Below are 20334 nucleotides of genomic sequence, written 5' to 3'. Positions count from 1 at the left end.
GCAATTTCCCTATTCTCGCAAGCGACTCGGTCTGCTAAAATCTTTATGTCTTACAATCTTTTTCATACAATCATTTCATGTACTTACTACCCACCAAACTCACCCCGCCACAATTACGCAGCGGTTACGTCCACCGCCAGCGTTTGATCGACCTTTTCCATGAAAACTTTCTCCCCCATCGAAAGCTGGCCCTGGTTTCTGCGCCAGCAGGGTATGGAAAAACCACACTGGTGATCGATTGGCTGCACAATCAGCCGCATCCATTCGCCTGGATTGGCCTGGACAGTTCCGAAAACGACCCGGTCAGTTTTTTGGCTTATTTTGCGCAGGCATTCAAAACCCTGGCCCCCGCTTGCAGCAGCGCAATTGAGGGAATCCTTCAACTGCCGCAGCTGCCGCCAATGGAGGTTATCGCTGGCCTGCTGGTGAAAGAGCTTTCGGTATTTCGGCAGCCGGTTATTGTAATTCTGGACGATTATCACGTCATCCAGAATCCCGCTATTCACCAACTTGTTCAATTGCTCATCGCGCACACCCCAGAGACGGTTCACCTGGTGATAACCACCCGCGAAGATCCGCCCCTGGCACTGCCGCGCTTGCGGGTGCGAGACCAACTCACCGAAATTCGCGCCCGTGAACTGCGCTTTTCCCTTGAAGAAGCCGCGGACTTTTTTCAGACCTCTCTTTCCATTCCACTAAAACCGGAGTGGATCGAGTCACTCGACCGGCGGACCGAAGGCTGGGCAGCCGGCCTGCAGCTGGCAGCCTTATCATTGGCGAACTGCCCCAATATTGAAAGTTTTATTGCCAGTTTCTCCGGCAGCCACCGCTATCTCATTGATTACCTGATCGATGAGGTGTTCCTTACCCTGCCAGCCGCTACTCTGGCCTTCCTTAAACAAACGTGCGTTCTCAAACGCTTCAATGCCAGCCTGTGCGATTTCCTCACCGGGCAGTCCAACGCCGCGGCAATGCTCCATACGCTGGAACAAAGCAACCTCTTCATCATCGCGTTGGACGAAGAGCGCGCCTGGTACCGCTATCACCCTCTCTTTGCCGATTTTCTGATCTCGGAGACCGAAGCACCAGAGCGCCAGCGGCTTCACGCACGCGCCGCGCAATGGCATGAACTGCAGGCAGACCTGCCCTCGGCAATTGACCACACCCTGGCTGCTACTGATTATGTTTCAACTTTAAGCTTGATCAACCGACTCGCCCCGGAACTGTTCCGTCAGGGGAGAATTGCCAGCCTGATGCACTGGATTGATCAAATTCCGGAATCGCACATCCATTCCAACACGCAGACCAGCATTTATCGCGCCTGGGCCTGGTTCCTGACCGGACAATCTGGCCGCGCGCGGACCGCCATCCAACAACTCAGCCTGGCAAAGAACCCACTCTCCACAAGCGAACAAGGCAGCCTGATGGCTCTGCAAGCTCTGCTGGCAGATTTCAGCCACGACGAAAATACGCTTGTGCTGGCTCGCAACGCGCTCGACCATCTGGGTCAGGAGGCATCCTTCTTCCGCTTCTCGGCATTATTCCCCCTGGGCCATGCCCTGCACCAGATCGGCGACACGGAACTTTCAAACCAGGTTTTCCGCGAAACGATTTCCCTCGCCGAAGAGACCTCGCAGCCCTTCATGAAACTTCTGGCCATCCTGAACCTGGCCTATAATCTCAACGAACAAGGCCAGCGACCGCAGGCAGCCGCTCTCTGCCAGAATTGGCAGGATTTCTTCCAGGAAGGCGCAAACACACCCCTTTTGATTGCCGAGCTGTTGCAAACCCCGCTGGGCATTTTCCATTACGAAGGCGGGGACCTGCAAAAAGCCGCCCCCCTTTTAGAAAAAGGGATCGGCGTTTGCGAGCAGTTGGGGTTGGGCGCTGTTCTGGGAGGAGACGGCGAGCATACCCTGGCACTGATTCGCTTCTTTTTGGGTGATCAGGAAGGCGCGCTGGCGTCTCTTCAAAACGCCATCCGCCTCAGCAGCCACCTGCCCCGCGTTCATTTCCTGGCACGAAATGTACACTGCTTCCTGTTGATGAAAGCCGGTCGGTTGACAGAAGCCGCGCTGTGGATTGAGTCACCTGACTTTCTAAAAGCGCAGCTTCCTTCCCCCAATGGTGAGCTCAGGCTGCTGAACCAGGCGCGCTATTTTCTCCTCACTCATCAATTTGAACCAGCCCAGGCGCTGCTTAACGAACTCCAGGAATTTTTAGAATCTCACCAGCGCGGGCGCCGGTTGATATCCTGTCTGATCTTACAATCTGAACTCCAGGCTCAGATAGACAATTCCGCTCAGGCAAATGAGGCACTGCTTTCGGCTGTCCGCCTCGCCGCAAAAGGCGGCTATATCAGCCCCTTCCTTGAAGATTTTTCGGCTGATTTGATCTTCCGGCTGCAGCACCTCCAGTCCGCCAATCCCGAGTGGATCGCGGCCATCCTCCAAACCCTTTCAGACACCGGCCTGGCAGGCGCGCCCGCAGACGTATCCGCTGTAGAGGTAGCGGCCAGCCTGACTGCCGAAGGCGAAGTTGAAGTCTTTGAATCGCTGAGTGAAAGAGAAGTTGAGATTCTGCAATTGATCGCCCGCGGTCTTTCCAACCAGCAAATCGCCGACCGGCTCTACATATCCGTAGGCACCGTGAAATGGCACGCCAACCATATTTTTAACAAATTGGGGGTCAAGAACCGCATCCAGGCGGTAGCCGCGGCTCAAGAACTGGGGCTCATCTAGCAAACCTGATTTCTCTTCTTCCAACACCCCTTTTGGGGTGTCTTTTTGTTAACCTAACTTTGGATAGGCCACAGCCCTACCCCTTCTCCGGTATAAAAGGGACAGTTAACTTGAACTTTTACGATTGGAGAAAAAATGAATAACACCGTGAAAATTATCTTGTTTATCCTGGCCGGCCTGATGGTTGTTTGCCTGGCCGGAATGCTGTTGGCAGGGCCGGTTGTGAAATCGATCATCCAGAAAAACGCCATGTCCATCGGCTTGAGCGCCGATAACGCCCAGGCGATTGCCAGTCAAATGGTGCAATTTGAAGCCCCCGCCGATTTTGGCGAGCCTTACGCTTTTGAAATGCTCGGCTACTCGCTGATCACCTTCACGGGTAGCGACGGGCACAGTCATATCTACTTCATGCAAGTCCCTGAAGACTCCGGCCTGACCGAAGAGGAACTGCTCTCTCAGGCGCAAAAAATGAGCGGCAGCACGATTGGCACCGAATTTGACAACGCCCAGCCTATGGACGTGGTCATCATGGGTCAGACGGTAACAATGTTGATCATTGATGGGATTAATTCCGCCAACCAACCTTACCGCCAGGCAGTTGGTATCTTCACCGGTCAAGACGGTCCTATTCTGGTGGTGTTCGAACGCCCGCTTGATCTATGGGATGAGAGCGAATTGCTGGACTTCCTTTCCAGCATCCACCAAAGTTCTTAAACCCAACAAGGATTTGCATTATGGTCAACACAAACGAACATCATTTAGTCTACGCCATCCTCTTGAGTGGTGAGGTCAATCCGAACCGTTTTCAGGACCTGGAGCCTATCACGATTGAGCTCACCGCGGACGGTAACACCCGTCTGATCAAAAGCATCAAAGATCAGGCTGAACTGTTCGGTGTTCTCAACCGTGTGCGCGATCTGGGCGTGAGGCTTCTCAGAGTTGAGATCAGCCAATAAACGCGAAGGACGATTCATCAGAAATGGCGGCCAAAGCCGCCATTTCTGGTTACTGCATTCAAAACAACTTTTCAGGCAAATTAAGAATGTTTGTAAACATCCCAGCCTTTATAGGTCTCAAAGGCCTCTGCTAAAATTTCTGAACTTAACGCGGGTGTGATGGCAGCATGGTGTTCAAAACCGTTTTTGCAAACGTACTTCATCAAATCCTGCAGGCCAGGAATCTGCACCACAGCCCGGCTGCCAAAGGTATCCAATGGATCATCGGTGAAAGCGCCGTCGCCCACATAAGCCCGGATGATCCCGTAAGAGTCGTCGGTGGAGACCCGCGCGAAGCTCATCGGCCCAGCCGCGACATTCCCGTTAATCGCGCCGTAGGTGTTCTCTTGCCCCAGGGTGGTGGCAAGAATATTGGCGTATTCCATGCGGGCTTCTTCATAGAAGGATTTAGCCCAGTTGCCGCAGTGGAACAGCACGCATTTGTCCGGGTCTTTCTTGTAGTTGTTGTTCCAGTCCACCAGGGCAGCCGGTTTTCCGGTCGCCAATTGGAGCGAATACATGGACAAGACACCCGTTACATCTACTTCGCAGGCCGAGGGCATCAGCGATTCGCTCATCATGCTCATCAGCGTGCAAACATTAATGCCAAAGTTCTTCTGCACCGAATTCCAGCACTGCAAAGCGGTGGCTTGCACGTCAAATTCTTTCATCCAGCTATCCAGCGCCGCGCCGAATTTCGCCATGCGAACCACCGCGTCGGAAGGCACACCGTTGGCGGGCAAATAGGCACGGATATCGTCCAGTTTGGCCTTCACCGGCGCATCCGAGTCCTTCATCCGCCCGGCTTCGCCCATGATTTCCGACAAGTCGGCAGTAATAACGGTGATCCCTGCTTCTTGCAGCAGCTTTTCGCTGTAGCGCACCGTGTTGAAGGCTTGCGGCCGCGCGCCCACCGAGCCCAGGCGGACGTTTTCCAATTTTCGCACCACTTTACAAACCCGGCTGAAGCGGTAAAGGTCTTTCTTGAAAGAATCTTCAGAGGGGTGAACGGTGTGAAGATCGGTCAGTGTGTACGCGTACCCATATTGCCGCAAATTGTTGCAAACAGAAATCTTGCCGCAGTAGGCGTCACGGCGGTTGGCAACGTCGAATAATTCCGTGTCATCCGGGTAAGCCTGCACCATGATCGGCACGCGCAGGCCCGATAATTTGATGGCATCCGCGATTCCTTTTTCATCACCAAAGTTGGGCAGCACTACCAAAATACCATCGATCCGGTCGCGGTTGGCGGCGAATAATTCTGCGCAGGCCTTGGAATGCTGGTAATTCTCCACCGATCCAAACACCGTCTCTTTCTCATCCAAAATCACGGCGTCAAGGTTCAGCTCCTCGAATACCGCCGCAATATCTTTCCGGGCGGTAGAGACAAGATGAGAGGGAAAGAAATCCCGATTGCCAAAAATGACACCCAATGTAATCTTTTCCATTTTTAATCTCCTATACCTTGAAAGTAACTCCGGCAACTAGAATAACATTCGCGAAAGGTGTGCATTCTCCCGTTCGCACGATGCCTTTTGAGGCTTTTACTTTTTCTTTGAAGTCTACATGCGGAATGAGTTCGATGGGCGTATCGCCAAGCAGCTTTTTCAAACCCGCGAGTACTGTGGGGTTCTTCTGCACAATATCTTCCGACAGGTACGCTTTTTCCACCTGCAATTCCGCCAGAACCGTTTCCACGGTCTCTAAAAAACCAGGAACGCCGGGACGCAGCGCCAGATCGATGCGCCTGAGTTCGTAGGTCGGCAGCCCTGAGTCGCAAATGGTGAGCGTATCGGTGTGGCCCATTTCCGACACCAGCGCGGAAATGGGCGCGTTGATTAACATTCCTTTTTTCATGATTCACTCCCGTTCGATAACTGATTGATCAACTTTTGTTCGTGCTCCTGCCATAAATGAATGAGTTCATCATCAAAGATATCTTCATCGCCTCTGGATAGCAAGCCAAGCTCAATTACACGTGAGACCACGTGGCTTGTCCACTCATCTAGAGTATAAGACCATTTGAACTCAGGGAAATCTCGCAGGAATCGATCCGCGGAAAAAGCCACATTGTAGCGGGTGAGCGCCGGTAACAGGCACTCAGCAACGGCGGGGTGCTTAATTTTGAGGATGGTTTCGGATGGAATATGAACCATCTCAGGTGTTACGGATAAGGCGTCTGAAAAAAGACGGATGTATTTTTCATGGGTAATGGCGTAAGGGTGGCCGCAAGTGTATGATTTGCCCATCGCCTTCGATTCACCCACCAGCGCGGCGATCATTTCGCCTGTGTTGTACGCCGAACTCACATGCATAAGAGTGCTGCCATCGCCCGGGACCATGACCGGCCGGCCCTGTTGGATTCTACGCAGCATGTGATACCCCAAGTCGCGCGACATAAACGATAAGATAAACTCCGGCCCAAAAGAATAGGCGGGCCGGGCAATGGTTAAGGGGAAATCGGCCGTGGAATGGCCTTTCCAGAATATCTCCTCGCATTTGCGCTTATTCTCGGCGTAAGGAGATTGTGTAGAGGGATGCCAGGCGTCGTCCTCGCGGAACGGCAGGCGCGATAATGGATAGCCGTACACATCCACGGTGCTGATAAAGATGTACTGTCCTACATTTCCACGGCTTTCGCGATAGGCATTTTCAGCCTGTTCGGGTTCAAAGCACACAAAATCGATCACCACATCGGGATGAAACTGAGAAATAGAATCAGACAGCATGCCCTTCTGATTGCGGTTGCCAAACATCTTTGTTACCCCGGCGGGCAGCCGGTCAAACTTGGAGCCTTGCGCCAGGACACCCACCTGATAACCACGCGCAAGCAGATAATCGATACTGCTGGAGGATAACGTGCCCGGACCACCGATAATTAACGCTCGATTACTCATTTCTCTCTCCCGCAACAGAATGCAAAGAACCAATCAGGTTTGATGATGATCTATTTTGATGCTGCGCAGATGGTGAAGTTTAGCCATCTGCGCAGCCATGTCTCTGCTTACAACAGGTTATTGAATTGCTTTATCCCATGTCAAACAGGATAATGATATTGCTTCCAACAAGATGATTGGCACGGTCCTGCATTGTCGTTGGGGGCAAATTGAGAGGTCATGCAAGCGCGCTCGGCCACCGGCTGCAACGAGGCCGCTTTCACCTCACCCTGCATAATGGACTGAATCGCGCCGTCGCTGCCGTTTAAACCAACCACAACCATGTTCATAGGATCGCTTGCGGAGTTGATGTGATTGTAATTCGTAATTACGGAGTGCCTAGCTTTGCATGGGCAAGCCGCAAACCTGGTTCCATACTGCAAGGATCCTGTAGAGGTGACGGATAGTGTTAGAACCATCCGCCACCTCCTTTGTTACATTTCAACCAAATGCAACAGTACGATTAGAAATCCACTTTGACTACGGGCAGCTGGTTTTGCCGTTGGGAGCGAAACCCGTATACTGACAGGCGTTTTCAGGGGTTAACAGAACCATATCGATGGTCTGCTTCTCAGGTTTGCCAGTGCTGCCGGTCTTGATAAAAGCATCCGCCTGGATAACAGCCTGAGTAGCAAGTTCTGCCACTGGCTGGAGCGCCCCAGCGTCGATTTCGCCCTTCAGGATGGACTCATTGACATCATCAGAGCCATCGAAACCAACCACGATTACATCAGTACGACCAGCAGCAATCAGCGCTGCCTGTGCGCCCAACGCCATCGTGTCATTACCACAGATAACACCCTTGACCTCAGGATGCGCCTGCAGCAGGCTTTCCATCACGCTGTAGCCCTCAGTCTGGCTCCAGTTGGCGGTTTGTTGCGCAAGCATGGTCATGCCTGGGATTTGATCGAGCACATCATGGTAACCCTGGGAGCGAACATGGGCATTGGTGTCGGTGTCCTTACCGGTCAGCTCAATGTATCCGCCCTCTTCACCCATCAACTGGGCAAAGTACTCGGCCAGAATGGTCGCGCCCTGGTAGTTGTTGGAAACGATCTGAGCCACCGCAACACCTTCTTTGGTGATCTCTCGGTCGATCAGGAAGGTCGGAATGCCCGCATCCTTGGCTTTTTGCACCGCGGCAACAGTCGCATCCGCGCCAGCATTATCCAGAATGATCGCCGCAGCACCCTTGCCAATGCAGGTCTCAATCAGTTCCATCTGCTTGTTGGCATCGTCATCATGAACCAGCTTGAGCGCTTCATAACCCATTTCTTCCGCTTTCTTGGCCGCAATTTCCTGCTGGGTGCCAAAGAAAGGATTCTCCACGGGCGGCACAATGATGCACATCAATTTCTTGCCTTCTGCTGCCGCAGGGGCAGCGGCTTCTTCTGGTGCAGGGGCAGCAGGCTGGCAGGCGCTCAGCAACATACCCACAATCGCAAGCAAACTCAGAATAACAACGAACTTTTTGTTAGACATAGACTTCTCCTCTATATGTGTGAGAGTAAGAGACTTGGGACCAATTGACTTACGACTCAGAAAAGCAAGAATGTTTTTTCGATAGAAACTCCTTTCGATAAGACTTTCTCAGACTTTTTTCAGGCCATCATTTCAGCTCTTGTTGTTTTTGAAGTGCAATTCGCTCCTGCATTCGTGCCTGGGCTTGGTCGATAATCACCGCCAAAACAATTACCGCCCCCTTAATCACCTTTTGCCAGAAAGATGAGACACCCATCATTACCAGCCCATCTCCCAATACGCCGATCACGAAGGCGCCAATCAACGAACCGCCAATGCTTCCGCGCCCACCAGCCAGCGATGTGCCGCCCAGAACCACTGCGGCAATGGCATTCATCTCAAACGCTTCACCCGTGGCGGGGTGTGCTGCAACCAATTGCGAAGCAATGATCAACCCAACCATTGCTGAGCAGAACCCGCTAATACTATAAACAATCACCTTCGTGCGGTTGATGCGCACACCCGATAGCTCAGCAGCGCGTTCGTTTCCACCGATCGAATAAACATGACGACCGAATGGCAAACGTGTGGTTACAATGTAAGCAACCACAGCAAAAATAATCATCATCCAAATCGAATAATTTATTCCCAGAAAATTGCCCGAACCAAGAAGTTCAAAGCCGGTATTTCCATATTCTGGTCTTCCGACAAGATTGGGAAATGTATACCCATTATTCCGCAGACCAGCAATTCCGCGTGCGACGTACATCGTCCCCAGTGTGGCAATGAAGGGCGCCACATTAAAACGGGTGATGATTAACCCGCTGATAGCACCCATCAGCGTGCCCACTGCCAGCGAAATCAGAATGATCGTCCAAGTATGAGGGTAAACGATGATGCCCAGTTGAGGAATCCGCAGCCCTTCGTTGATGAGGCCACCCGCGATCATTGCGGTCATGCCGACTATGGAACCAACTGATAGATCAATCCCGCCCGTCAAAATAATAAAAGTCATTCCTGTTGCCAGTAACGCATTGATGGCCACGTGCTTTGACATAATCACAATGTTGTCACCACTCAAGAACTGTGGCGAAAGCAAAGTGAAGACCACCAGTACCAGGATGAGTGCGATAAATGCCCTGCCCCGCAACAGGAACTGTTGAATATCTGTCTTTGTAATGCCACGTGATTTCTTTACCAAAACTGAGTCCATTTTATTTCCCTGTTCCATTACGGTTGCCTCCGTTTGATGGGCCGTGACCAATAGCAGAAGCCGCGACCAATTTTTCTTCTGTAGCCTCTTGATGGGTAAATTCGCCCGTTATTGCGCCCTTTGACATCACCATGATCCGATCAGACATCGCAAGGATTTCTTTTAATTCTGATGAGATGAAAATTACCGCGTATTTTTGCGCCGCCAGGCGGCTCATAATCTCAAATATCTCAGATTTGGCTCCCACATCGATACCGCGTGTCGGTTCATCAAGCAGCAGCACTTTGGGGTGAGTTAGTAAGCCTTTCGCAACGACTACCTTTTGCTGATTGCCGCCGCTTAAAGAAGTTATCGGCTGCTGCACACTCGCCACACGGATGGATAATTCTGCAACCTGCTGTTGGGAGACCGCCTTTTCCTTCTTACGCGCCAAGAAGGTTCCCTGGAGATATTTCTTCAAGCTAGCCAGTAGCATGTTGTCCATCACCGAAAGTGTCTGCACCAGCCCATAACGCTGTCGGTCTTCGGGCACCAGCACAAATCCATCCTCAATGCGCTCCGCCACATTATGAGAACTGACAGGTTCCCCATTTAGCCAGATTTTGCCAGTAGCCTGTGGACGCGCTCCCGCCAGGCAGTCCACCAGGTCAGAACGCCCGGCGCCCATCAGGCCATAAAAACCTAAAATCTCGCCTTCGCGCAGTTCAAAAGAAACATGGTCGAGCACATATCCACCTCCGAGACGCGGCAGAGTCAGGTCTTCGACTTTGAGAAGTACCTCACCCAATTTGCGCTCGGCGCGAGTAAAAAATGCCGCCGGGTTGCGTCCGACCATCTTTTCGATCAACCAGGAAACGTTAACCTTCTCTGCCTCAGCTTCAGCCACTTTATGACCGTCGCGTAAAACAGTGATGTAATCACCAATTTGAAGCAGCTCTTCAAGTTTGTGCGAGATGTAAATAATGGCTACCCCATGTGACTTTAATTCTCGGATAATCCGAAACAGAACTTCCACCTCAGCCGCGCTCAAGGCAGAGGTCGGTTCATCCATAATCAGGATGCGCACATCTTGGGCAAGGGCTTTGGCAATCTCAACGATTTGCTGCTGCCCAATGCGCAAGTCGCCAACCAGTTCATTTGGGTCGATATTCTGCTCAAGGCGCTTGATCAATTGCTGGGCTTGTTGTTTTTCCAATTTTTGATTAATCAAACCGTTGTGAACGAGTTCACAAGCCAGATAGATGTTGTCTGTGACACTCAAATTGGCGCACAGGTTTAGCTCCTGGTAAATAATCCCAATTCCCAGACGGGTCGCATCCAGCGGAGAATGCAAATGGATTTCCTGGTTATCGAGCAGGATTCTTCCGCTTGTTGGCCGTTCCACTCCGGCCAAGATTTTCATCAGCGTCGACTTCCCAGCCCCGTTTTCACCAATTACAACATTCACCTTGCCTTTACGCACCTGGAAAGAAACATCATCCAGCGCCACCGTCCCAGGAAAAACTTTGGTGATATTTTCAGCGATTAAAACAATCTCTTCTGTCTCCGAAATCGGTTCAACTTCAAGAACAGGGGACTCTTCGAGCATAATCATTCTCCCAACTCGATTTCAACCGGCACAATCCGAATATCTTTCAGCTCTATTTGTATAAGATTAAAGGTGCGGATATTAAAAGCGCCCTGAAAGGAAATCTTTTTACCCATCAAGCTATTTTTATCCAGGTTGCCAAGCACATCTGAAAGAATGCGCTTGTTGATCTCAGACCCAACCTTTCCATATTCAGTTTGTTCCTTGAAATCTCCAAAGTTGATAAAGCCAACGGCATCACGAACCGAGGTTTCATCACTGGGAATACGCGTACCAATGTAAAGAAGAACCTTAATTGGGCCGTCGTAGCCATCCAGTTTGACTTCCACCGTCCCCAAACTAGTGTCAGTGTTGACATTCACTATCGTGCCAGTCCCCTTCACCATGTAAACATGCGCTTCTCCGACTGTGATGAGGCCATATTGGTTCGCAACTTTGATTAAGTCCTCTTTCGGTGCGGTCCCTTGTTGGTTTGGCTGCAATTCATCCAGGATTTTGACGAGCTCGACAGCCTTTTCGTCGAAGGCTGGCAGGATTTCGGTGGACCATATGCCATCCACATAGGACACCGGGTCAAATGCTTCACTTTGGACAGCTTTTTCCTCGTCCTCTATTTTGACCACTGTGAACCCATAGCGCCCCACCAGTGCCAGGAAGATGAGTACCACCAACGCAAAGATGATTTTTACTGTTTTTTGTGTCATGCCTTCTTCCTTATTTGGATTGATATAAAACTTGTTGCACGGCTGTTTTCCATCCGTCTTGTAATTTTTTCACCTGGGCAGCATCCATCTGGGGCATATATTCCGTGTAGTGAATGGGAAGGTTCTTGAGCTCTTCCAAAGAAGCATACAGTCCCAGTCCCAATCCTCCCGCCAGAACTGCGCCAAAAGCGGAAAGCTCTTGCAGTTGAGATACCCGCACCGTCATGCCGGACAGATCGGCAACAAACTGCATCAGGTAGCGGTTACGCACTGCGCCGCCATCTGCGTAGATATACTGCAGGTGAATGCCTGCCTCAGAAGACATCAGTTCCAAAGCGTCATTAATAATGTAGGCAATGGAATCTAGTGCGGCGCGCACTACTTCGGCTTTGCCGGTTGAGGGAGACATACCCACAATGGCCGCGCGCGCGTCGGGACGCCAATACGGCGCGCTCAATCCCACAAAGGCCGGCACCAGGTAAACTCCGCCGGTGTCCGGTACAGACAGCGCCAGGGCTTCGGTCTCTTCGGTGCTGCGAATCAGTTCGAGCTTGTCCCGCAGCCAGGCAATCGTCGCGCCGGTGAAATTGGTGATTCCTTCAAAGGCGTAGGTCGGCTGTCCATCCATCACCCAGGCCACAGCCGTTACCAGGCCCTGCTTGCCCAATTGCGGCCGATGCCCAATGTTCAGCAGGAGAGAGGATCCCGTGCCAAAGGTAGCTTTGGCTTCACCCGGCGCAAAACAGCGCTGGGCGAACAAAGCCGCCTGCGAATCGCCCATCACGCCGGAAATGGGCAGCGGTTTTTCCAGCAGGCCCTCAAAGGTTGTTTCTCCAAAGCGGTCGCGGCTCTCGCGGATTTCGGGGGCAACCGCTGCCTGTATGCCAAAAAGCTCAAACAATTGGAAGTTCCACGCCAGGGTGTGAAGATCGTATAACAACGTGCGAGAAGCGTTGGTATGGTCGGTGGCGTACACCTGTCCGTTGGTCAGCCGGTAGAGAACGTAGGTGTCAATCGTGCCAAACAAGGCTTCGCCGGATTGAAGTTTTTGTTGAATGTCCGCGTGATTGTCCAGAATCCAGCGCAATTTGGAGGCGGGGAAGTAGGTATCAATTTTTAAGCCGGTTCTCTCGCTGACATAGGCGTCTTTACCTTCTTGCACAAACTGCTTGCACAGCGGTTCACCGCGCCGGCAGAGCCAGACAATCGCGTTGTGCAGCGGTTTTCCGGTCGCGCGGTCAAACACCACCACTGTCTCGCGCTGGTTGGTCAGGCTGAAGCCCGCCAGATCTGACCAACGCTCCGGGTGGCGCTCCAAAAGCCGCCGCACCACTTGAATCAGATTCTGGTAGATTTCTTCGGCGTTGTGTTCAACCCATCCCGGTTGGGGATAGATCTGTTCATGGTCCATCGATTCCTTGTCAATCAACTCGCCTTGCGGAGTGAATAACATGGCTTTGGTTGCCGAGGTGCTTTGATCTACGACCAGAATGATGGGATTCATGCAATTTGTTCCTTTTCAACCAGCATGTTCATCGCCAACTGTGAAAGCCCTTCCGCGGAAATGCCGTAATGATTGAAGATCTCCCCCTGGCTTCCGCTGACAGTGGGCTCATCTGGAATGGCAACGATATGGAACGGTTTATGGTAACCGACCTGAAGCAGATAAGATGCGCAAGCCGAGCCCAACCCGCCGTGGATGCTGTGTTCTTCAACGGTAATCACTGCCCGGCAGCGATCTGCATAGGTTTTCAGCAGATCGGTATCCAACGGTTTGACGGTGTGCATTGAAATCACCGTACTCATAATTCCGTGGAGTTCTAATTCCTCAGCCGCCTGGAAAGCAGGCAGAACTGCTTCGCCAGTCGCCACAAAGAGAACATCATCACCTTCCCGCAGAACGCGGCCTTTGCCAATTTCAAAATCACCGGGGTTGTGCGGCAGCGCGGGCATAGATTTTTTGCCAAAGCGCAGGTAGACCGGCTTGTTCTGTTCGTACGCTGCCCGAACTGCTTCGCGGGTCTCGTAATTATCGGCCGGAACCACGATGGTGATATTGTTGATTGCCTGCAAAACCGCCAGGTCATGCAGCGAATGGTGCGTTGTGCCCAGCGCACCGTAGCTTACCCCCGCGCTGATCCCCACCAGGCGCACCGGCTGGTCGGAATAAGCAACGTCATTCTTGATTTGCTCCAGCGAGCGGGCCGTCAGGAAGCAGGCCGGAGACACCGCAAAGGTTTTCTTACCCGCCGCGGCCAAACCCGCCGCCACCCCAACCAGATTCTGTTCAGCGATACCAATTTCAACCATTTGCGCTGGCAGCTTCTTGCCAAAGCCGGTCAGTTTTCCTGATCCGCGCGAGTCGCTGGTAACCACAACCAGGTCACGGTCTTGCACGCCAGTCTCCAGCAGAATGTCCGCGAATACCTCTAAATTTGCTTTTCCAGATGACAATACAGCACTCATATTAACCTACCTGCGTTTCCAATGCCGCGTCCAGCTCGCGCAGCGCGATCAACATTTCTTCGTCTGTCGGCACATGATGATGCCAATCTGCCTTATGTTCCATAAAACTGATCCCTTTACCCTTTACCGTACTCGCCAGGATCAGGCTGGGCTTGCCTGGCTCAAACGGCAGCTGAGAGAACATATTCAACAGCGCCGGGATATCGTTGCCATCCACGGTTTTAACCGCGTAGCCAAAGGCTTCAAACTTCTGCCCCAACGGCTCAAGGGCCATCACTTCTTCCGTCTTGCCAGTGATTTGCAGTCCATTGCGGTCGACAATTACCACCAGATTGTCCAGCTTGTAATGGGCGGCGCTCATCGAGGCTTCCCACAGCGACCCTTCGGTCAGCTCACCGTCTCCCATCAAGGTGAAGACGCGATACGCGCGTTCATCCATTTTCGCCGCCAGCGCCAGTCCCACCGCCACGGAAAGACCGTGCCCCAGCGCGCCGGTGTTTTGTTCCACGCCAGGGATTTTGCGCGTTGGGTGCCCGATAAAATCGGACTGGTATTGGCAGATTGTATCCAGCGCCGAATCCGGGAAAAACCCTTTATCCGATAAAACCACATACAACGCTTCTACGGAGTGTCCCTTGCTTTGAATAAAGCGGTCACGGTCAGGTGACTGCATGTTATCAGGCGATATATTCATCACATGGTTGTACAGCACATTGAGAATATCCAGGCAGGAAAGGTCGCCGCCCGTGTGCCCCGCGTTGGCGGTTTTGATGGCTTTCAGGGTGCGCTTCCTGTATTGGATTGATTTTTGAATCAGGGTTTTTACGTCCATCGTTACTCATGCCTCTAAAAACGTCATTCTAAAAATTTCTGTATAATTATTCATAACTGAATGCTTATTAATAATAATTTGTTAATATATACATATCAACAAAAAATGTATAATTATTCAAACATCTATATTTATACAGGGAGCATCGCATGGCTAGAGTGGATGAACTACGGGTAATCAGCCGCATTGCGCGCATGTACTATGAATTGGGGATCAAGCAGTCAGAAATCTCCCGGCAGTTGGGTATATCCCAGGCCACCGTATCCCGCTTTCTGGAACGCGCCAAAGATGAAGGCATTGTGCGCATCTCGGTTACCATTCCGGCTGGCGTGAATTCCGAGCTGGAAGAAACCCTTATTCATCAATACAAACTGCGGGATGCCATCATCGTTGACTGTTACAGTGACACCGACGAATCGATCATCAACCGCGATATCGGCGCCGCGGCTGCGTACTACCTGGAAACGGCCATCAACCATAACGAAGTTATCGGTATTTCTTCCTGGAGCTCGGCCTTATTAGCCCTGGTCGATGCCTTTCACTCCATCCAAAAAAGAAACAACATCCGTGTCATTCAGATTTTGGGCGGGGTGGGCAACCCCACCGCTGAAGCGCACGCCAACCGTCTTACCTCGCGCCTGGCCGGTCTGGTGAGTGGTGAAGCCGTCTTTCTGCCCGTGCCGGGCATTTTGGGTTCCGGCAATTCACTCAAAGTGCTGGAGCAGGATCCGTATGTGCAGAAAGCCATCCAAATGTTCGATGAAGTTACCCTGGCACTGGTGGGCATTGGCGCGCTGCAGCCCTCAAATTTATTAAAAGCATCCGGTAACATCTTTACCGATGAAGAACTGGCGCTGCTTTCCAGTAAAGGCGCGGTGGGTGACGCGCTGCTGCGCTTTTTTGATATCAACGGCAAAGCTGTGCAAACCGAATTAAGCAACCGTGTTTTTTCCATGAAGCTCGAACAGCTTCAAAAAGTGGAACGAGCCATTGGCGTGGCCGGCGGTGTTCGCAAACGCGCCGCTATTCTGGGCGCCTTGCGCGGCAGATATATCAACATCCTTATCACCGATAAATGCACCGCCCAATGGCTGGCGGAGGAAGGCGGCAAAGTTTGACCTTCGAGAAGCCTTCAAACAACCAGGTTAATCGCTGCTAACCTCAATATCCATTTATTCGCCACCAGATCGGCCGCGAGGGAGTAAAAACCGGCATCTGGCCTGTTGGCTGAGACTCAATTTTGCACGCAAATCGTCTCCTCTCCATAAAAAATTCTAGTAGAATAAGGGCATGCCCCATCCAAAACCTTCTCTGCCGCGGCGTGTGGCGCGCTTCTTTCGCTGGAACCGCACCAGCTACATGATGATGAGCGCGTTTCTGGCGCTCATTTTTCTGATCGGTTACGTCTGGTGGCCTCTGCTGGAAGCCTACATTCAAACCTACGATCCGCGCGTTTCCTTCTGGCAGCAGTTCGATTGGCTGCTGCTGGGCAATTTTCTGGTTATGTCGCTGCTGATCATGGCGGACGCCAACTTGCGCAAAGACCTGCCCATCGCCTTCATCGGCTTAATGGGCGGCCTGGTGATTGAAAGCTGGGGCACCCAAACCGAATTATGGGTCTATTACACCAACGAGCGCCCGCCCCTGTGGATCATTCCCGCCTGGCCGATTGCCAGTCTCTCCATTGACCGCCTCTACCGCCTGCTGCGCTCCAAACTGGAAAACGTTCCGCTGGGCGTATTTAGAACCCTGCATTGGATTCTGCTGCCTGCCTTTTTAGGCTACATGTTGTTCTTCGTCTGGCCCACGTTGGACAAGTCGCTGACCATCATGGCCCTCATTCTGTGCGCGTTTCTTATCCTCACCCCCACCGACCCCAAAGCCATTGTGTTGACCTTTGTGGCCGGCAGCGGCCTGGGTTACTTCCTGGAATTATGGGGCACCACCCGCTGGTGCTGGACGTATTACACCCTGCAAACCCCGCCCTTCTTTGCTGTTCTGGCACACGGCATGGCCGCCGTGGCTTTCTGGCGGGTGTTGGAACTGTACCAGCTCTTCCTGCCCAAAATCGTCGCCCGCTTCAAACAACGAGCCAATCCCCTTTCACTGCCAACCGAACTCGAATAGGAATCTCCCATGCTGCAAATCCGCCCCTGCACCGAAGCCGACATCCCCGCGCTGTTGAACCTGATCGACGCCGCCAACCAGGTCGATCAGGCCGGCTGGTACTATACCACCGCCGATCTTGCTGAAGCGCTGCAGAAAGACCAGCCCATCCCCCCCGACCAACGCATTCACCTGCTTTACCACGGCGATCAACTGGCCGGTTATTACCGCCTGGATGCGGAAGATACGCTTGAGGGGGTAAAAGTATTGTGCTTCGGCTGCGTCCACCCTGCTTTCCGGCGTCAGGGGTTGGGTGCGCGCCTGCTGGAGCAGGCCGCGCACACCGCGCAAGCCGCCGCACCACGCGGCGCAAAGATTCTTTTTCAGGTGCCTGCCCGGCGCAATGTGCCCGGTATCTACGCTCTGTGTGAAAAATCGGGCCTGCAAATGGCGCGCCAGTTCTCTGTGTTAAAACGCGATACCCGCCAGCCCATCCCGCCCTGCCAAACCAAGCTGAGCGCGCAGCTCAACGCCTTTGACCCCGCCCATGACGGCGCTGATCTGCTGGCCGCGTTTGACCAGTGTTTTCCCGGCCACTCGTATAAACCAGAAATACTTGACAAGGAATGGCGCAAAACCCGCGAAAACTTGGGCTATTGGTGGGTAGCGCGTGATCCCACTGGCCTGCTCACCGGCTTTTGCCTGGCAGGGGTCGAAAAGGAAGCGGAAGAAGAACCAATCGGCCTGATTGACTATCTGGGCGTGCTGCCTGCAGCGCGGCGGCAGGGATTGGGCCGCTGCCTGCTCTACACCGCCATGCACTACCTGCAAATGATCGGCCTGCCGGCCATCAAACTCGCCACCGAGGTGGACAACCTGCGCGCCCTCAGCCTGTACTACGAGGCCGGGTTTGAAACCTGGCGCGAGGCGCGCCTTTATCAAAAGAGGCTTTAATCAAAACCGGATGGTGTTGCACCATCCGGTTCGCGTATTCTTCTTGTTGTTGATAAGTTATCTTATCCCCGCTTTACAATCGCTTGCACAATTTTCTCGGCCGCGCGCCCATCGCCAAACGGATTTTTTGCCTGCGACATGGCCGTGTAAGCCGCTTCATCTTCCAGCAAGCGGCGGGTTTCGCTCACAATGCGATCAGGATCCGTGCCCACCAGGCGCAGCACGCCCGCGTCCACCCCTTCCGGGCGTTCGGTGACTTCGCGCAGCACCAGGGTCGGAATGCCCATGGAAGTCGCTTCTTCCTGAATACCGCCCGAGTCCGTCAGCACCAGTTTGGACTGCTTCATCAGATGCACCAGCGGCAGATAATCCAGCGGAGGCAGCAAGGTGATGTTTTCCACCGCGCCCAATTCGCGGCTCACCACGTCCTTGATATTCGGATTCAAATGCACCGGGTAAACCAGTTCCACCTGCCCGCGGTACCGGTTGGCCAGCGTTTTCAACGCGGCGCAAATGTCACGGATCGGCTGGCCGAAATTCTCGCGGCGGTGGGCGGTAACCAGAATGAGCTGCTTGCCGCCCGCCCCAATGCCCTTGTCCGCCAGCAGCGAGGCCACCATCTGCGGCGCCGGGCGGCGGGTGATCTCTTGCAGCGCGTCAATAACCGGGTTGCCGGTAACCACAATCAGCTCGTCGGCCACGCCTTCGCGCAGCAGATTCTGGCGGCTGTGCTCTGTGGGCGCAAAATGTAAGTCGGTCACCACACTGGCGATGCGCCGGTTCACTTCTTCGGGGAAAGGCTGCCATTTATCGCCGGTGCGCAGACCGGCCTCCACATGCCCAACTTTGATACGGTTGTAATAGCACAGCAAAGCCGCCGTCATCACCGTGGTGGTATCGCCCTGCACCAGCACCCAATCCGGCTTCAGGTCTTTTAACACCGGTTCCAAGTGAATCAGAATCTCAGAGGTCAACCCCGCCAGACTCTGGTTCTCGCGCATCAGGTTCAGGTCTATGTCGGGCTGAATGGCAAACAAGTCCAGCACCTGGTCGAGCATCTGGCGGTGCTGGGCGGTAACGCACACCCGCGATTCAATCTCAGGATGCGCCTCCAACTGTTTTACCACCGGCGCCATTTTCACCGCTTCGGGCCGGGTGCCAAAAATAGATAAGACTTTAATCAAGTTATGCTTCCCCTTTTCATGCATTTGCACCCCCCATTCTAATCGATTATGAAACGGGCAACAATGCGCCTTTCTGGCAGAACAAAAACTGCGCTCCCCCCCTTTTTCGGTTAAAATCGTACCAACTCATTCACACCTCAGATTGATACCCTATGCGCAATCCCACCTCTGTCCCGCGAGTCGCTGTCATTATTCCCGGTTACCGCTGCGAAACCACCATTTCCGCGGTCATCCAGAGCCTGCCCGATTGGGTCGCCAGCATCATTTACGTTGACGACGACTCCCCCGACGACGCGCTGGAGGTCGTGCGCGGACTGCAATCCAGCAATCCGCGCATCACCATCCTCCAGCACGCGGCTAACCAGGGTGTGGGCGGCGCGGTGCTCAGCGGCTACCGCGAGGCCGTGGCACAGGGTGCGGATGTTCTGGTCAAAATGGACAGCGACGGGCAGATGGACCCCCAATACCTGCCCAAACTGCTGCAGCCCATTCTGGAAGGCAAAGCCGATTACACCAAAGGCAACCGTTTCCTGCATTTTTCCAAAATTTCAGCCATGCCTTTTTTGCGCCGCCTGGGCAACGTGGGCCTGTCTTTCCTGGTCAAAGCTGCCTCAGGCTACTGGAATGTGTTCGACCCGACCAATGGCTACACCGCCCTGCACGCGGCGGTATTTCCCCTGCTGGACTGCGAGCGCGTTGACCGCCGCTTCTTCTTCGAGTCCAGCCTGCTGGCCGAACTGGGCATCCTGCGCGCGGTGGTGCGCGACGTACCCATTCCCGCCCGCTACGGCAAAGAGAAAAGCTCGCTTTCTGAGCTGGACGCTCTGGTGAATTTTCCCTTCCGGCTGGCCAAAAAATTCTTGCGGCGTATCCTGATTCAATACTTCGTCCGCGATTTTTCAGCCTTCTCATTATTCCTGATCCTGGGCCTGATGCTGATGATCTTCGGGGTTGGCTGGGGAGCCTATTACTGGTGGCAGTCCATCCAGCAGGGCGTGCCAGCCACCACCGGCACGGTGATGATCGCCGTGCTGCCGCTGATGGTGGGAATTGAGTTGATCATCCAATCCATCGCTCTGGATATTCACAACGTTCCCAGCGAGCCGATCCAGAGTCAATTTACTGCCGGTTTCTGGTAACCGGTTGCATTTCAC

At 53.1% G+C, this 20334-nt stretch carries 19 protein-coding genes; 7 read left to right on the top strand and 12 right to left on the bottom strand.

What is annotated here, in order from left to right:
• The first annotated feature begins 77 nt into the window (after positions 1 to 77).
• The 3 genes from ADN00_RS05710 to ADN00_RS05700 all read left to right on the top strand — a co-directional run bounded on the left by ADN00_RS05710 (position 78) and on the right by ADN00_RS05700 (position 3697).
• Complete coding sequence (locus ADN00_RS05710; protein WP_075062000.1) at positions 78 to 2741, top strand: LuxR C-terminal-related transcriptional regulator; 2664 nt, start codon at positions 78 to 80, stop codon at positions 2739 to 2741.
• A gap of 135 nt (positions 2742 to 2876) precedes the next feature.
• Entirely contained in the window at positions 2877 to 3455 is a 579-nt protein-coding gene (locus ADN00_RS05705; RefSeq protein ID WP_075061999.1) for a hypothetical protein, read from the top strand.
• 20 nt (positions 3456 to 3475) lie between these two features.
• Positions 3476 to 3697: a hypothetical protein gene (locus ADN00_RS05700; protein ID WP_075061998.1), complete on the top strand. Its 222-nt coding sequence runs from the start codon at positions 3476 to 3478 to the stop codon at positions 3695 to 3697.
• A gap of 80 nt (positions 3698 to 3777) precedes the next feature.
• Here the strand turns inward: ADN00_RS05700 and ADN00_RS05695 are convergent, their stop codons facing one another.
• The 11 genes from ADN00_RS05695 to ADN00_RS05645 all read right to left on the bottom strand — a co-directional run bounded on the left by ADN00_RS05695 (position 3778) and on the right by ADN00_RS05645 (position 14936).
• Complete coding sequence (locus tag ADN00_RS05695; RefSeq protein WP_075061997.1) at positions 3778 to 5184, bottom strand: L-fucose/L-arabinose isomerase family protein; 1407 nt, start codon at positions 5182 to 5184, stop codon at positions 3778 to 3780.
• Between the two features lie 10 nt (positions 5185 to 5194).
• The gene (gene rbsD, locus ADN00_RS05690; RefSeq protein WP_075061996.1) at positions 5195 to 5593 is read right to left on the bottom strand and encodes a D-ribose pyranase; all 399 of its coding nucleotides are present in this window, start codon (positions 5591 to 5593) and stop codon (positions 5195 to 5197) included.
• Positions 5590 to 6633, bottom strand: coding sequence for an NAD-dependent epimerase/dehydratase family protein (locus ADN00_RS05685; protein WP_075061995.1), 1044 nt, complete (start codon positions 6631 to 6633; stop codon positions 5590 to 5592). The genes rbsD and ADN00_RS05685 overlap by 4 nt, the downstream gene beginning before the upstream one ends.
• Before the next feature lie 140 nt (positions 6634 to 6773).
• Complete coding sequence (locus ADN00_RS05680; RefSeq protein ID WP_075061994.1) at positions 6774 to 6962, bottom strand: hypothetical protein; 189 nt, start codon at positions 6960 to 6962, stop codon at positions 6774 to 6776.
• 190 nt (positions 6963 to 7152) lie between these two features.
• Positions 7153 to 8103, bottom strand: coding sequence for a D-ribose ABC transporter substrate-binding protein (locus ADN00_RS05675; protein WP_075062167.1), 951 nt, complete (start codon positions 8101 to 8103; stop codon positions 7153 to 7155).
• Positions 8104 to 8281: 178 nt separating this feature from the next.
• The gene (locus ADN00_RS05670) at positions 8282 to 9346 is read right to left on the bottom strand and encodes an ABC transporter permease (protein ID WP_075062166.1); all 1065 of its coding nucleotides are present in this window, start codon (positions 9344 to 9346) and stop codon (positions 8282 to 8284) included.
• Position 9347: 1 nt separating this feature from the next.
• Positions 9348 to 10934 (bottom strand): sugar ABC transporter ATP-binding protein, encoded by a 1587-nt coding sequence (locus tag ADN00_RS05665; RefSeq protein ID WP_075061993.1) that lies wholly within the window; start codon positions 10932 to 10934, stop codon positions 9348 to 9350.
• A 2-nt stretch (positions 10935 to 10936) separates the two neighbouring features.
• The gene (locus ADN00_RS05660) at positions 10937 to 11638 is read right to left on the bottom strand and encodes a DUF2291 family protein (RefSeq protein WP_075061992.1); all 702 of its coding nucleotides are present in this window, start codon (positions 11636 to 11638) and stop codon (positions 10937 to 10939) included.
• A gap of 10 nt (positions 11639 to 11648) precedes the next feature.
• Positions 11649 to 13142 carry an FGGY family carbohydrate kinase gene (locus ADN00_RS05655; protein ID WP_075061991.1) on the bottom strand — a complete coding sequence of 498 codons (1494 nt, stop codon included), beginning with the start codon at positions 13140 to 13142 and terminating at the stop codon, positions 11649 to 11651.
• Positions 13139 to 14104: a transketolase family protein gene (locus ADN00_RS05650; RefSeq protein ID WP_075061990.1), complete on the bottom strand. Its 966-nt coding sequence runs from the start codon at positions 14102 to 14104 to the stop codon at positions 13139 to 13141. The genes ADN00_RS05655 and ADN00_RS05650 overlap by 4 nt, the downstream gene beginning before the upstream one ends.
• A gap of 1 nt (position 14105) precedes the next feature.
• Positions 14106 to 14936 carry a transketolase gene (locus ADN00_RS05645; RefSeq protein WP_075061989.1) on the bottom strand — a complete coding sequence of 277 codons (831 nt, stop codon included), beginning with the start codon at positions 14934 to 14936 and terminating at the stop codon, positions 14106 to 14108.
• Between the two features lie 149 nt (positions 14937 to 15085).
• Between ADN00_RS05645 and ADN00_RS05640 the strand changes: the two genes are divergently transcribed.
• From ADN00_RS05640 to ADN00_RS05630, 3 genes are all read left to right on the top strand, one after another.
• Positions 15086 to 16054, top strand: coding sequence for a sugar-binding transcriptional regulator (locus ADN00_RS05640; protein ID WP_075061988.1), 969 nt, complete (start codon positions 15086 to 15088; stop codon positions 16052 to 16054).
• A gap of 172 nt (positions 16055 to 16226) precedes the next feature.
• Entirely contained in the window at positions 16227 to 17063 is an 837-nt protein-coding gene (locus ADN00_RS05635) for a hypothetical protein (RefSeq protein ID WP_075061987.1), read from the top strand.
• Between the two features lie 9 nt (positions 17064 to 17072).
• A complete protein-coding gene (locus ADN00_RS05630; RefSeq protein ID WP_075061986.1) occupies positions 17073 to 17996 on the top strand; it encodes a GNAT family N-acetyltransferase in 924 nt (307 codons plus the stop codon).
• Positions 17997 to 18058: 62 nt separating this feature from the next.
• On the opposite strand, the gene wecB is transcribed toward ADN00_RS05630, so the two are convergent.
• Positions 18059 to 19204 (bottom strand): non-hydrolyzing UDP-N-acetylglucosamine 2-epimerase, encoded by a 1146-nt coding sequence (gene wecB, locus ADN00_RS05625; RefSeq protein ID WP_082389913.1) that lies wholly within the window; start codon positions 19202 to 19204, stop codon positions 18059 to 18061.
• A gap of 128 nt (positions 19205 to 19332) precedes the next feature.
• On the opposite strand from wecB, the gene ADN00_RS05620 reads away from it, so the two are divergent.
• On the top strand, positions 19333 to 20319 hold the full coding sequence (locus ADN00_RS05620; protein ID WP_075061985.1) for a glycosyltransferase family 2 protein: 987 nt from the start codon (positions 19333 to 19335) through the stop codon (positions 20317 to 20319).
• Positions 20320 to 20334: the final 15 nt, after the last annotated feature.

Source organism: Ornatilinea apprima (assembly GCF_001306115.1).
GTDB lineage: Bacteria > Chloroflexota > Anaerolineae > Anaerolineales > Anaerolineaceae > Ornatilinea > Ornatilinea apprima.
Note: the sequence above shows the minus strand (reverse complement) of the source record. Positions and strands in the feature narration are given on the sequence as shown.

Excerpts from the sequence above, each read along its gene's own strand:
- ADN00_RS05710 (WP_075062000.1), top strand. The coding sequence starts at position 78 with ATGTACTTACTACCCACCAAACTCACCCCGCCACAATTACGCAGCGGT.
- ADN00_RS05705 (WP_075061999.1), top strand. The coding sequence starts at position 2,877 with ATGAATAACACCGTGAAAATTATCTTGTTTATCCTGGCCGGCCTGATG.
- ADN00_RS05700 (WP_075061998.1), top strand. The coding sequence starts at position 3,476 with ATGGTCAACACAAACGAACATCATTTAGTCTACGCCATCCTCTTGAGT.
- ADN00_RS05695 (WP_075061997.1), bottom strand. The coding sequence starts at position 5,184 with ATGGAAAAGATTACATTGGGTGTCATTTTTGGCAATCGGGATTTCTTT.
- rbsD (WP_075061996.1), bottom strand. The coding sequence starts at position 5,593 with ATGAAAAAAGGAATGTTAATCAACGCGCCCATTTCCGCGCTGGTGTCG.
- ADN00_RS05685 (WP_075061995.1), bottom strand. The coding sequence starts at position 6,633 with ATGAGTAATCGAGCGTTAATTATCGGTGGTCCGGGCACGTTATCCTCC.
- ADN00_RS05680 (WP_075061994.1), bottom strand. The coding sequence starts at position 6,962 with ATGAACATGGTTGTGGTTGGTTTAAACGGCAGCGACGGCGCGATTCAG.
- ADN00_RS05675 (WP_075062167.1), bottom strand. The coding sequence starts at position 8,103 with ATGTTGCTGAGCGCCTGCCAGCCTGCTGCCCCTGCACCAGAAGAAGCC.
- ADN00_RS05670 (WP_075062166.1), bottom strand. The coding sequence starts at position 9,346 with ATGGACTCAGTTTTGGTAAAGAAATCACGTGGCATTACAAAGACAGAT.
- ADN00_RS05665 (WP_075061993.1), bottom strand. The coding sequence starts at position 10,934 with ATGCTCGAAGAGTCCCCTGTTCTTGAAGTTGAACCGATTTCGGAGACA.
- ADN00_RS05660 (WP_075061992.1), bottom strand. The coding sequence starts at position 11,638 with ATGACACAAAAAACAGTAAAAATCATCTTTGCGTTGGTGGTACTCATC.
- ADN00_RS05655 (WP_075061991.1), bottom strand. The coding sequence starts at position 13,142 with ATGAATCCCATCATTCTGGTCGTAGATCAAAGCACCTCGGCAACCAAA.
- ADN00_RS05650 (WP_075061990.1), bottom strand. The coding sequence starts at position 14,104 with ATGAGTGCTGTATTGTCATCTGGAAAAGCAAATTTAGAGGTATTCGCG.
- ADN00_RS05645 (WP_075061989.1), bottom strand. The coding sequence starts at position 14,936 with ATGGACGTAAAAACCCTGATTCAAAAATCAATCCAATACAGGAAGCGC.
- ADN00_RS05640 (WP_075061988.1), top strand. The coding sequence starts at position 15,086 with ATGGCTAGAGTGGATGAACTACGGGTAATCAGCCGCATTGCGCGCATG.
- ADN00_RS05635 (WP_075061987.1), top strand. The coding sequence starts at position 16,227 with ATGCCCCATCCAAAACCTTCTCTGCCGCGGCGTGTGGCGCGCTTCTTT.
- ADN00_RS05630 (WP_075061986.1), top strand. The coding sequence starts at position 17,073 with ATGCTGCAAATCCGCCCCTGCACCGAAGCCGACATCCCCGCGCTGTTG.
- wecB (WP_082389913.1), bottom strand. The coding sequence starts at position 19,204 with ATGCATGAAAAGGGGAAGCATAACTTGATTAAAGTCTTATCTATTTTT.
- ADN00_RS05620 (WP_075061985.1), top strand. The coding sequence starts at position 19,333 with ATGCGCAATCCCACCTCTGTCCCGCGAGTCGCTGTCATTATTCCCGGT.